This is a genomic window from Streptomyces sp. P5F9, assembly GCF_057961495.1.
The window spans coordinates 1-12,189 of record NZ_JBXVPZ010000295.1 but is presented as its reverse complement, the minus strand read 5'-3'; the positions used below and the strand labels follow the sequence as shown (position 1 = coordinate 12,189).

Genomic DNA, 12,189 nt, shown 5'->3' with positions numbered 1-12,189 from the left:
GGTCATGAAGGACAGGGCCTGTTCGGCCTCGGGGAGGGTGCGGGCGAAGACCGTCACGCAGTCGATCGACGCGCAGGCCGGGACCACGCCCGCCGTCGGGACCAGGCCCCGGGTGGGCTTCAGCCCGACGATGCCGTTGAACGCGGCGGGGACCCGGCCCGAGCCCGCCGTGTCGGTGCCGAGGGCGAAGTCGACGATGCCCAACGCCACGGCGACGGCCGAACCCGCGCTGGAGCCGCCGCTGATCCGCTCCGGGTCGTGGGCGTTGCGGACCGCGCCGTACGGGGAGCGGGTGCCGACCAGGCCCGTGGCGAACTGGTCGAGGTTCGTGGTGCCAAGCGCGATCGCGCCGGCCGCGCGGAGACGGGCCACCACCGGGGCGTCGGTCTTCGGGGCGTAGGCGTATGCCGGGCAGCCTGCCGTCGTGGGCAGCCCCTGTACGTCTATGTTGCCCTTGGCCGCGAACAGGCGGCCCGCGAGGGGGAGTTGCTCGCCCGCTGCCACTCGCTCGTCCAGCGCCCGTGCCTCCTGCTCGACCTCCGGCTGCGGGCGTAGGTCGATCCAGATCTCTGGGCGGTGCACCGCCTCTATGCGGGCGTAGGCGGCTCGGACTCGGGACACCGTGGTCGACATCTCTCTTTTGCTCCTTGCGGTTCGGCTTGAGGTTCAGCTTGCGGGGGCGAGGACCAGCAACGCCGTGCCCGCTTCCACCTGGTCGCCGGGCCTGGCCAGGATTTCCGTGACTATGCCGGCCATGGGCGCGTGCACCCTGGACTCCATCTTCATCGCCTCCAGGGCCAGCAGGGGCTGGCCCGCTGTCACCTCGTCGCCCGGCTCCACGTTCAACTGCCAGACGGACGCCGCGAATTCGGCTTCCACCAGGCGTCCGCCCGCCGGGACCGTGACCTCGGCCTGCGGTGGTGCCGGGGCGGCCGCCGCCTCCGCTCGGGTGAACTCGCCCGCCGCCTCCCAGGCATCGCGTTCCGCGCCGAACGCGGTCTGCTGGCGGGACCTGAACTCCGCGATGGACTCGGCGTTCTCGGTGAGGAACGCCTCGTACTCGGCGAGCGAGAACGTTCCCTCCTCGATGCGCGGGACGAAGCGGCCGGAGGTGATGTCGGCCCGGAGTTCGAGTAGTTCGTCCGGCTCCACCGGGTACCACTTGATGCGGTCGAAGAAGCGGAGGAGCCAGGGGGAGCCCTGCTCGAACGCGCCGCGCTGCTGCCAGCCCGACCACACCTGGGTCGTACGGCCAACGAACTGGTAGCCGCCGGGGCCCTCCATGCCGTAGATGCAGAGGTACGCTCCGCCGATGCCGACCGAGTTCTCGGCCGTCCAGGTGCGGGCCGGGTTGTACTTCGTCGTCACCAGGCGGTGGCGGGGGTCGAGAGGGGTTGCCACGGGAGCGCCCAAGTAGACGTCTCCCAGGCCCAGTACGAGGTACTCCGCGTCGAAGACCGTGCCGTAGACGTCCTGTACCGAGTCCAGGCCGTTGACGCGGCGGATGAACTCGATGTTCCACGGGCACCAAGGGGCGTCGTCGCGGACGCCCGCCATGTAGCGGGCGATGGCCTCGCGGGTCGCCGGATCGTCCCAGGAGAGGGGGAGGTGGACCGTGCGGGAGGGGACGATCAGTTGGTCGGTGGGGGGCAGGGAAGCTGCTGTCTCCCTTACCGCGGCCAGGAGTTCGGACTGTGGCAGGCGGCTCGGGTCCGTCTGGATCTGGAGGGAGCGGATGCCCGGGGTGAGGTCCGTGACGCCCTCGAAGTCGGCCTCCGCCACCGCCTCCATCAGGGCGTGGACCCGCATGCGCTGCGCCAAGTCCAGTTGCATGGGGCCGAATTCGACGAGGAGGTTGTCGTCGCCGCTGCGGCGGAAGGTGACGTCTCCGTCCCTCGCCAGGATGCCGCCGTCCACGATGGCGGGGCGGGGCGAGCCGTCGACGTTCACCGGGGCGAAGCGGACCGTGTCGCCGGGCCTGAACTGGCCCAGTTTCCAGCGCTCTTGGCTGATGACCGTGGCCGGGCAGACGAAGCCGCCCAGGGACGGGCCGTCGGGGCCGAGCAGTACCGGCATGTCGCCGGTGTAGTCGACGGCGCCCACCGAGTACGGGGTGTCGTGGATGTTGGACGGGTGCAGGCCCGCCTCGCCGCCGTCGGTGCGGGCCCAGCGGGGCTTCGGGCCGACCAGGCGGACGCCTGTGCGTGCCGAGTTGAAGTGGACCTTCCAGTCGGCGGCGTAGAAGTCGCGGATGTCGTCCTCGGTGAAGAACTCCGGTGCCGCGTGCGGGCCTTCGACCGCCGCGACGTCCCACACGGCACCGAAGGTTGGGCGGTCGGCGGTGGGTACGGGTGTGCCCTCGGTGATCGTGCCGCCGTGCAGGACGTCACCGGTGCGCAGGGCCCGGCCGCTGTGTCCGCCGAAGCGGCCCAGGGTGAAGGTGCTCGCGCTGCCGAGGAACGCGGGTACGTCCAGGCCGCCCGCGAACAACACGTAGGTCCGCAGGCCGTGTTCGGCCGGGGCGCCGATCTCCAGGGCCGCGCCCGCGGGTACCGTCACCGGCTCCCACTGCGGGACCGGTGTGCCGTCGATCGTCACCGGTGCCGGGGCGCCCGTCACGCACACCGTGGTCGCGTGGGTGAACCTCAACGCCGGTCCCTGGAGCGTGCATTCGAGGCCGGGGGTGCCCTCCTCGTTGCCCAGCGCGCGGTTGCCGAGGCGGAAGGAGAGGTCGTCCATCGGGCCGCACGGAGGCACGCCGACCTGCCAGTAGCCGGTGCGGCCTGGCCAGTCCTGGACCGTGGTGAGGGTGCCGCCGGAGACGATCTCGATGCGGGGCGTGGGGTCCGTGACGGTAGTGAGGGTCGCCGTGGAGTGGGTGGCCGTACGGAAGTCCGGCTCCGCGAGCGCCGCCCGGACCAGGCCCAGGTTCGTCTCGATGCCGTCCACGCGGGTGCGGGCCAGTGCCTCGTCGAGCCGTCGGAGCGCGTGGGCGCGGTCGGATCCGTACGCGATGACCTTCGCGAGCATCGGGTCGTACGACGTCGTCACCTCGGTGCCGGTCTCCACCCAGCCGTCGACGCGTTCGCCGTCCGGGAACTCGACCCGGGTCAACAGGCCCGCGCTGGGCCGGTGTTCGCGGGACGGGTCCTCGGCGTAGACACGGGCCTCGACGGCGTGGCCGCGCGGAGAGCCCGGGTCGCGTACGACGTCGGTTTCGCCCTGGGCCAGCCGTAGCATCCAGGCGACGAGGTCGACGCCGTAGACCTCCTCGGTGACCGGATGTTCCACCTGGAGGCGGGTGTTGACCTCCAGGAAGTAGGCCTCCTCGCGGGTCGCGTCGTAGACGAACTCGACGGTGCCTGCGGAGCGGTAGCCGACCGAGGCGCACAAGTCGCGGGCGGAGGTGGCAAGTTGCTGTCGTATGTGAGTGGGCAGGCCTGGTGCCGGTGCTTCCTCCACCACCTTCTGGTTGCGGCGTTGGAGGGAGCAGTCGCGGTCGCCGAAGGTGACGACCTTGCCGTCGCCGTCGCCGAAGACCTGTACCTCGACATGGCGGGCGTGTTCGACGAGGCGTTCCAGGAAGACGCCGGCGGAGGAGAAGGAGGCGGCGGCGACGCGCTGCACGCGCTCCCAGGACTCGGTGAGTTCGGCGGGGGAGTGGCAGGCCGACATGCCGATGCCGCCGCCTCCGCCGGTCGCCTTGAGCATGACGGGGTAGCCGATCAGGGCTGCCTGGGCGAGTGCCTCGTCCAGGTTCGCCAACAGGCTTGTGCCCGGCGCCAGTTGCACCCCGGCCGCCTCTGCCGCCGCCCGTGCTGTATGCTTCGCGCCGAACAGTTCCAGTTGTGCGGGAGTCGGTCCCACGAACACGATTCCGGCGTCCTCGCAGCGCCGGGCGAAGGCCGCGTCCTCGGAGAGGAAGCCGTAGCCGGGGTGGATCGCGCCCGCGCCCGTGTCCTTGGCCGCCTTGAGGACCAGGTCGGCGTCCAGGTACGACTCTTTGGCGGGTGCCGGGCCGAGCCGTACCGCCTCGTCGGCGAGCCGGACGTGGGGTGCAGAGCGGTCGGCGTCGGAGTACACGGCGACCGTGCGAAGGCCGAGTTCGCGGGCCGTGCGGATGATGCGGACGGCGATCTCGCCCCGGTTGGCGATCAACAGCGTGTCGAAGATCATCCAGAAACCCCGATCGTCATCTCCACCGCTGTCGGCTCGAAGCCGTTGCAAGGGTTGTTGATCTGGGGGCAGTTGGAGACCAGGACCAGGACGTCGCGTTCGGCGCGCAGGGTCAGTTTGAGGCCCGGGGCGGAGAGACCGTCGACGATGCCGAGGGTGCCGTCCTTCTCGACCGGCACGTTCATGTACCAGTTGATGTTGGAGACCAGGTCGCGCTTGCCGAGGCCGTAACGGGCGCCCTCCGCGAGGAAGTTGTCCACGCACGCGTGCTGCGACCAGGTGTGGTGGCCGTAGCGCAGGGTGTTGGACTCCTTGGAGCAGGCGCCGCCGACCGTGTCATGCCGGCCGACCTCGTCTGCCGTGACGGTCATCAGCGGGGTGTGCTCGTTGGACATCAGCACGCTGCCCGTGGTCAGGAAGAGGTTGCCCTGGGCGTGGATCGTGTCGGGGGCGCTGTAGCGGACCGACGTGTCGTGGGCGTCGTAGACGAGGAAGTCGACGGCCTGGTTGCCGTGCAGGTCGGTGATGGTGAGGGTCTCGCCCGTCCGTACGACGGCGGACCAGGCGGCGCGGGCCGGTACTTCCACCGTCTTCATGGCCGGTGCGTCCTCGGTCTTCATATGAGCCCCCTCGCGGCAAGGAATTCGGCGGTGTTCAGGAAGGCGCGGCGGCCCTCGGGGGTCGCCTCCCACAGCGGGTCGCCCGGCTTGGTGGCCTCGGCGCGCCAAGCGAGCACCTCCAGCGGGGTGTTGACGTACTCGGTGCGCGGGTCGGCCGGATGCGGGACGTTCGCGATCAGTACGGTCACGTCCTGTTCGGCGCGCAGGGTCACGCTGCCGCCGGGGCCGGTCGAGCCGGTGAAGTCGAGGGAGCCGTCGTCGCGGATCCGGACGCCCTGGAAGAAGGAGAGCGAGGGCGGCAGGTCGCGTGGTTCCAGGCCGTTCTTGGCGGCGGCGAGCTTGAACAGCTCCCGTCCGGCAGGGGAGTCGGACTGCGGGGTGCCGTCGCCGTAGCGCTCGGTGTTGCGGACCAGGGTGGAGGTGCCGCACAGCGCGTCGTGCCGGCCGGAGGTGTCGGCGACGAGGGAGGCGAGGACGCGGCCCTGGTCGGAGAGGAGGAGCTGGCCCTCGCCGAGGTAGGCGTTCCACTGGACCTTGACCGTGTCGGCGACGTTGAGGCGTTCCCAGGGGCGGTCGGCCGCGTACAGGAGCAGGTGGGCGCAGGCGTCGCCGCGCAGGTCGGTCAGGCGGAGTTCGGTGCCGCGGGCCAGGACGCGGTGGGTGTAGTTGCCGCCCGCGACGGTCTCGGCCCACACCAGGTGGCCCGCCTCGCAGGGCGGCGCCTGCCAGTCGCCGGCCGGGACGACGGGCATCGCCTCGGCCCGCTCGCCCTCCTGGGCGCGGGCGTGGTCGCGGGCTCCGTAAGTGGTCGCTGTCGCCATCGCGGGGGACCTCCGGCTGCGGGGACGTCGTGGGCGTGCGGCATTTCTGTCGCTCGACAGAAATTAGGAGGCGGGCGGGTCACCGGGGTTGCCCGGGTGTTGCCGCTCGGTTACCGAGCCCTCACGAAGATCACCAGGAGTCCGTGGTCCGGGGCCGTGTGCGAGGATCGAACGCATGGGGACAACAGGTGCACAGGGGGGCCGCCGGGTCGGGAGGCCGCGGGCCGATCAGCGGCCGGACAGCGGACTGTCCCCGCGCGCCGAACTGCTGGCCGCCGCCGCCGAGTTGTTCACCACCCGCGGCTACGCGGCCACCACGACCCGGGCTGTCGCCGAGCGTGCGGGCATGCGGCAGGCGTCGATGTACCACTACGTCTCCGGCAAGGAGGAGCTGCTCGCGGACCTGCTGGAGTCCACGGTCACGCCCTCCCTGACGTACGCCCGGGAACTCCTCGCGGACGACGCGACCCCGGCCGAGGACCGGCTGTGGGAGCTGTGCCGTACCGACGTCGAGCTGCTGTGCGGCGGCTCGCACAACCTCGGCGGGCTGTATCTGCTGCCCGAAGTGCGCGCCGAACGCTTCGCCGGCTTCCATGCCGTGCGTGCCGAACTCAAGGACGCCTACCGGCAGTTGCTCGCCGCGACGGCAGCGGGCGGGGCGCTCGCCAAGAGCGAGTTGGAGCTGCGCACGGATCTGGTCTTCGGGCTGATCGAGGGTGTCATCCTCGTGCACCGCTCCGACCCCGAGCGGCCGGTGTCCGCCTTCGCGGAGGCGACGGCCGACGCCGCGTTGCGCATCGCCGGAATCTGATCCGGAATTCGGGCCCGAACCCGAGTCGGAAGCGGTGCCTCACTCCTTACGGTGAGTGATTTTCGTATGCCCGTTCGTCGTAACTCGCTGTGTGCGATTGGAGTCGCAGCGTGTAAATGGGCTGAGGGTACTCCCCTTCCGTGTCCCTTTTCAGGGGCTTGCTGAATATGACACAGCGGTGATCCGGTCGGACTAAGCTCGCCCGCAGCGCACCGAGTTGGGCTGTATTCGTGCGCTTGTTCCCAAACATGCAAAAGATGCAGAAGCTCCCCCAGATTTCCTCGATCCCCCCAGCCGACCTGTCTTTAGAGGGCATACATGGTGAGTGTTCAATCGCCCCCCGGTGGCCGTGAACTTCCCTACGCGCGCGTGCTGTTGCCGCCCGCCATAGTGATGGCCGCGGCGACCGGGGCCGCCGTCGCTCTGGTGGCAGGGCCTGCCCGGATCGCCGTCGGCTGGTGCGGAGCCGTCGCCACCCTTCTGGTGATCGTGACGGCGGCCGAGGCGGTACGCCGCGGACGCAACCTGCGGGACGCTCGCGCCGAGCACGACCGTCACACCGCGTATCTGGAACGGCGGCTCGCCGACCAGAACACGGAGATGCTCCGGCTCGGCAAGGAGATCCTGCCCGCCACGCTCTACCGGCTCAGCAGCGGAGAATCCCCCGGAGAGGTGATTCGCCAAGTCGTCGACGCCGATCCCGACTGGCGGCAACTTCCGCAGCCGCAGCGCGACTTGCTGAGGACGGTGCTCAACATCGTCCAGCGCGAGGAGAACATGCGTGACTCCGCGCAGCGTTCCTTCGTCAGCATCGCCCGCCGTGTCCAGGCCATCGTCCACCAACAGGCCAAGGAACTCCGGGAGATGGAGGAGGACCACGGCCGTAACCCCGAGGTCTTCGACGACCTCCTGCGCATCGACCACGGCACCGCGCTGATCGGCCGTCTCGCCGACTCCATCTCGGTGCTCGGCGGTGGCCGCCCCGGTCGCCAGTGGCCCGAACCGGTGCCGCTGTACAGCGTGTTGCGCGGCGCCATGTCCCGCATCCTGGAGTACCGGCGCATCGAGCTGCACTCCATCGCCAAGGTCAACATCCGCGGCATCTCCGTCGAGCCGGTCATCCACGCGGCGGCCGAACTCCTCGACAACGCCACGCGTTACTCGCCCCCGCAGACCAAGGTGCACGTCACCGCCGTAGAGGTGCAGACCGGTGTCGCCATCGAGATCGAGGACGGCGGCGTCAGCCTCAGCGAGGAGTCGCGGGCGCGGGCCGAGGGCATGCTGGAGCGCGCCAAGGCCGGCACCGACCTCCAGGACCTCGGTGAGAGTCCGCGCCTCGGTCTCGCCGTTGTCGGCCGGCTGTGCGCGACGTACAACATGCAGATCTCGCTGCGTGCCTCGGCGTACGGCGGCGTCCGTGCCGTCCTCATCGTGCCCAGCGAGATGCTCACGCCCGGCACCGCGCCCGGACTCGCCCACGGCATCGGCGCCACCGCCCTGCCCAAGGCGGAGCTCGGCGCGGTCGACGGCCCCAAGCGCACGATCAAGCGGCGCCGCCCCACGAGCCCGCGCATCCCGGCCTCGGTGAGCATGGAGGACGAGGTTCCCGAGGTCACCGAGTGGACGGCGGGCGGCCTGCCGCAGCGCCGCAGCCGGGTCAAGGTCCCGCTCGCCCAGCGGTACGCCGAACAGGCCGCCGCCGAGCGCGCCGAGGCCGCCGCACGGGAGGCCCGCTCCGCCTGGGGCACGCCCGAGCCCGAGCCGGAGAAGAAGGACGAACCCGAACCTGGCCTGTGGGTCGAGGCGTTCATGGAAGGCCTCAAGGGCGACCCGGACCCGACCGCTTCCACCCAGAAGACCGAGCCGGCCCGAGTCGAGGCCGACGACGAGGGGGACCTCAAGTGATCCAGCAGCGAGCCAACTTCGACTGGATGCTCAAGGATCTCGCCGACGGCGTGCCCGGCATCCAGCAGATCGTGGTCCTGTCCGCCGACGGGCTGCGCATCGCCCGCTACGGCGGCGACCCCGACGCGGCCGACCGCGTCGCCGCGGCCTGTGCCGGGCTGCAGAGCCTGGCGGGTGCCGTCGCCTCCGAGATCCCGCGCAGTGACGGCCGGATGAAGATGGTCATCATCGAGATCAACGGCGGCTACTTCTATCTGATGGCCGCGGGCGCCAACGCCTACCTGGCCGTCCTGTCCGACGTGGTCGCCGAACCCGGCCTGATGAGCAACCGCATGCGTGACCTCGTCGTCAGAATCGGCGCCCACCTCACCAGCCCGCCGAGGCGCAACGGGCAGACCGTATGACTCCTCCGCAACGCCAGCGGCGACAACCCGCGGAGAAACCGCCGCCCGAACCCGGCAAGAAACAGGGCGAAGGAAAGATCCCGGAGCGGCTGTACGTGCTCACTGGCGCGGCCGAGGACGGCGACCGGGCCGAACTCGACCTGGTCACGCTGATCGTGGCGCGTTCCGACGCGCCGCAGTCGGCCACTCCGGAGCAGGCGGCCCTGCTCGGGCTCTGTATCGCCCCCCTGTCCGTGGCCGAGCTGTCGGCCTATCTCAACCTGCCGTACAGCGTGGTGACCGTCCTGCTCACCGAGCTGCTGACGGCCGAACTGGTGCAGGCGCGCGCCCCGATCGTCCGCCAGGCGCTCCCCGACCGTTCCCTCCTCGAAGCGGTGATGCATGGACTTCAAAAGCTCTGACACCATCACGGGCCCTCGGACCGAGGACCATCTCCCGCACACGGCCCAGGCCGCGGTGAAGATCGTGATCGTCGGCGGCTTCGGGGTCGGCAAGACGACCATGGTCGGTTCGGTCAGCGAGATCAGGCCGCTGACCACCGAGGAGACCATGACGCAGGCCGGCGTCGGCGTCGACGACAACTACGGCTCGGAGAGCAAGACGGCCACCACCGTCGCGATGGACTTCGGCCGCATCAGCATCACCGACCAACTGGTGCTGTACCTGTTCGGCACCCCCGGCCAGGAACGCTTCTGGTTCCTGTGGAACGGGCTGTTCGAGGGCGCGCTCGGCGCGGTGGTGCTGATCGACACGCGGCGCCTCGAAGTCAGCTTCGACGTCATAGGACGGCTGGAGGAGCGCGGGGTGCCGTTCGTGATCGCCGTCAACTCCTTCCCGGACGGCCCGCATTACCCCATCGAGGACCTGCGTACGGCGCTCGACCTGTCCCCGGACATTCCCATCATCGAGTGCGACGCGCGCCGCCGCGCCTCCAGCCGGGACGTCCTGATGACCCTGATGCGCTTCCTGCACTCCCTGGCGATGACGGGCTCACTGACCTGACCCGCCCAACTCCCCCGACACCGGATCCACTTCAGTTCTCGGAGCGATCACCGTGACGCCTGAACACCACTTTCCGACCGATACGGACGACACCAGGCTCGGCCCGCCCCCCGGCTGCCCCGCGCACGGCCAGGGGCCCGGGGGACTGCACCGGCTGTACGGCCCCGAGGCGGTGGACCTGGGCGGCCTCTACGAGAAGCTCCGCGCCGAACACGGCCCCGTGGCACCGGTGCTGCTCCACGACGACGTACCGATCTGGGTCGTCCTCGGCCACACCGAGAACCTGCACATGGTCCGTACGCCCTCGCAGTTCAGCCGGGACAGCCGCATCTGGACGCCGCTGCGCGAGGGCATGGTCAAGCCCGACCACCCGCTGATGCCGCACATCGCCTGGCAGCCCATCGCCTCGCACGCAGAGGGCGACGAACACCTGCGGCTGCGCGGCGCGGTGACCGGCGCCATGTCGACCATCGACCCGCGCGGCATCCGCCGGCACATCAACCGCTACACCCAGATCCTCGCCAACACCTTCTGCGAGCAGGGGCACGCCGAACTCGTCAGCCAGTTCTGCGAGCACCTGCCGATGGCCGTGCTGTGCGAGATCCTCGGCATGCCCGACGAGTACAACGACCAGATGGTGGAGGCCGCCCGCGACGCCCTCAAGGGCACCGCGACCGCCATCACCAGCCACCAGTACGTCATGGACGCCCTGACCCGGCTCACCGCCCTGCGCCGGGCCGAGCCCGCGGACGACTTCACCAGCCACCTCGTCATGCACCCGGCGGGGCTCAGCGACGACGAGGTCAGGGAGCACCTGCGGCTCGTCCTCTTCGCCGCCTACGAGGCCACCACCAACCTCCTCGCCAACGCGCTGCGCATGGTCATCACCGACCCGCGCTTCCGCGCCCAGCTCAACGGCGGGCAGATGACGGTGCCGGAGGCGGTCGAGCAGTCGCTGTGGGACGAGCCGCCGTTCTCCACCGTCTTCGCCTACTTCGCCAAGCAGGACACGGAGTTGGGCGGCCAGCGCATCCGCAGGGGCGACGGCCTCCTCTTCGCACCGGCGCCGGGCAACGTGGACCCCCGGGTGCGTCCCGACCTCAAGGCCAACATGATGGGCAACCGCTCCCACCTGGCCTTCGGCGGCGGCCCGCACGAGTGCCCCGGCCAGGACATCGGCCGCGCCATCGCCGACACCGGGGTGGACGCGCTGCTGATGCGGCTCCCGGACATCGAACTCGACTGCGACGAGGACGAGTTGAGCTGGACGGCCTCCATCGCCTCCCGCCACCTGGTGGACCTGCCGGTGCAGTTCGCCCCGAAGCCCCCGCAGGACGTCTCGGAGAAGCCGGGCCACGCGGCGGTCCCGCAACCGCGCCACACCTGGCACGTGGGCATGCCGTCGGACCCGCCGCCCCCGCCCGCCGCGATGCCGCAACCCGTCGAGGTGACGGCTCCGCCGCAGCCGGTGCCGACTCCGGAACCGGTACGTCGACTCGGGGCGTGGCAGCGGTTCTTGAGGTGGTGGCGGGGCTACTGACCGGCCCAGTCCTGGTACGAGGACCAGGCTTCGAGCACCCGCCCGCTACGGAACCGGTGCTCGGTCCCCGTGACCGGATCGGTGAACTCCAGCGCCCGCGCCAGCAGTTGGAGCGGCCGCCGGAAATCACCGTCCGGCACGGGGTCGTCGACCACGGGATACAGCGGATCACCGAGGATGGGCACGCCCAACGCGCTCATGTGGACGCGCAGTTGATGCGTCTGCCCGGTACTGGGCACCAGCCGGTACCGGGCAAGCCCGTCGTCCCGCTCCTCGACCAACTCGACGCGGCTGACGGCGTTGACCTCACCCTCGACCTGCCGGGCGGCCATCACCCCACGCTCCTTGAGGATGCGGGAGCGCACGGTCGTAGGAAGGCCGAGCCCGGAGTCGTACGACGCGACGGCCTCGTACTCCTTCCGCACCCGCTTCTCCCGGAACAGCGCCTGGTACGCGCCCCGTTCCTCGGGCCGTACCGTGAACAGCACGAGCCCGGCGGTGAGTCGGTCGAGCCGGTGTGCGGCGCCGAGATCCGGGATCCCCAACTCCCTGCGCAGCCGCGCCAACGCCGTCTCGACGACGTGACTGCCGCGCGGGGTGGTCGCGAGGAAGTGCGGCTTGTCGGCGACGACGATGTGCTCGTCGCGGTAGAGGACGTCCACGGGGAAGGGCACCGGCACTTCGGCGGGCAGCTCCCGGTGGAACCACACGAACATCCCGGGTTCGTACGGCGACCCGGCCACGCTCGTCCCGTCCGCCCCGACGAACAGCCCGGCGTCCATCATCTGGTCGACGACCCCGTCACCCGCCCCCGAGAGCCGGTCCACCAGGTACTCGCGCACGGTGGCCCAGGAATCCTCGGGGGGCAGACGGACCCGCACCGGGTCGACTCCGGCGCGCTGGGGGAGGG

11 protein-coding genes are annotated in these 12,189 nt (G+C 70.6%); 6 read left to right on the top strand and 5 right to left on the bottom strand.

Features of this window, described 5'->3' with window-relative positions; translation table 11 throughout:
• The 4 genes from AC31A1_RS34610 to AC31A1_RS34595 form a co-directional block, all read right to left on the bottom strand.
• The coding region (locus AC31A1_RS34610; RefSeq protein WP_489657101.1) for an amidase family protein at window positions 1-633 on the bottom strand (633 nt) is incomplete at its 3' end.
• A 33-nt stretch (window positions 634-666) separates the two neighbouring features.
• Window positions 667-4,176, bottom strand: a complete 3,510-nt coding sequence (locus tag AC31A1_RS34605) for a 5-oxoprolinase/urea amidolyase family protein (RefSeq protein ID WP_489657100.1) — start codon at window positions 4,174-4,176, stop codon at window positions 667-669.
• Entirely contained in the window at window positions 4,173-4,772 is a 600-nt protein-coding gene (locus AC31A1_RS34600) for an urea amidolyase associated protein UAAP2 (protein WP_489657102.1), read from the bottom strand. Before AC31A1_RS34600 ends, AC31A1_RS34605 begins: the two co-directional genes overlap by 4 nt.
• 20 nt (window positions 4,773-4,792) lie before the next feature.
• Entirely contained in the window at window positions 4,793-5,617 is an 825-nt protein-coding gene (locus tag AC31A1_RS34595; protein WP_489657099.1) for an urea amidolyase associated protein UAAP1, read from the bottom strand.
• 175 nt (window positions 5,618-5,792) lie between these two features.
• Here AC31A1_RS34595 and AC31A1_RS34590 point away from each other — a divergent pair, with 175 nt between their 5' ends.
• From AC31A1_RS34590 to AC31A1_RS34565, 6 genes are all read left to right on the top strand, one after another.
• The gene (locus AC31A1_RS34590; protein WP_489657098.1) at window positions 5,793-6,428 is read left to right on the top strand and encodes a TetR/AcrR family transcriptional regulator; all 636 of its coding nucleotides are present in this window, start codon (window positions 5,793-5,795) and stop codon (window positions 6,426-6,428) included.
• A gap of 318 nt (window positions 6,429-6,746) precedes the next feature.
• Window positions 6,747-8,333, top strand: coding sequence for a sensor histidine kinase (locus AC31A1_RS34585; protein WP_489657097.1), 1,587 nt, complete (start codon window positions 6,747-6,749; stop codon window positions 8,331-8,333).
• Window positions 8,330-8,737, top strand: a complete 408-nt coding sequence (locus AC31A1_RS34580; RefSeq protein ID WP_489657096.1) for a roadblock/LC7 domain-containing protein — start codon at window positions 8,330-8,332, stop codon at window positions 8,735-8,737. Before AC31A1_RS34585 ends, AC31A1_RS34580 begins: the two co-directional genes overlap by 4 nt.
• Window positions 8,734-9,138 (top strand): DUF742 domain-containing protein, encoded by a 405-nt coding sequence (locus AC31A1_RS34575; RefSeq protein ID WP_489657095.1) that lies wholly within the window; start codon window positions 8,734-8,736, stop codon window positions 9,136-9,138. Before AC31A1_RS34580 ends, AC31A1_RS34575 begins: the two co-directional genes overlap by 4 nt.
• Entirely contained in the window at window positions 9,119-9,739 is a 621-nt protein-coding gene (locus tag AC31A1_RS34570) for a GTP-binding protein (protein ID WP_200680124.1), read from the top strand. The genes AC31A1_RS34575 and AC31A1_RS34570 overlap by 20 nt, the downstream gene beginning before the upstream one ends.
• A gap of 52 nt (window positions 9,740-9,791) precedes the next feature.
• Window positions 9,792-11,279, top strand: a complete 1,488-nt coding sequence (locus AC31A1_RS34565) for a cytochrome P450 (protein ID WP_489657094.1) — start codon at window positions 9,792-9,794, stop codon at window positions 11,277-11,279.
• Here AC31A1_RS34565 and AC31A1_RS34560 read toward each other — a convergent pair.
• A partial coding sequence (locus AC31A1_RS34560) for an RluA family pseudouridine synthase (RefSeq protein ID WP_489657093.1) occupies window positions 11,273-12,189 on the bottom strand: 917 nt, incomplete at its 5' end. The two genes, AC31A1_RS34565 and AC31A1_RS34560, sit on opposite strands and share 7 nt — an antisense overlap.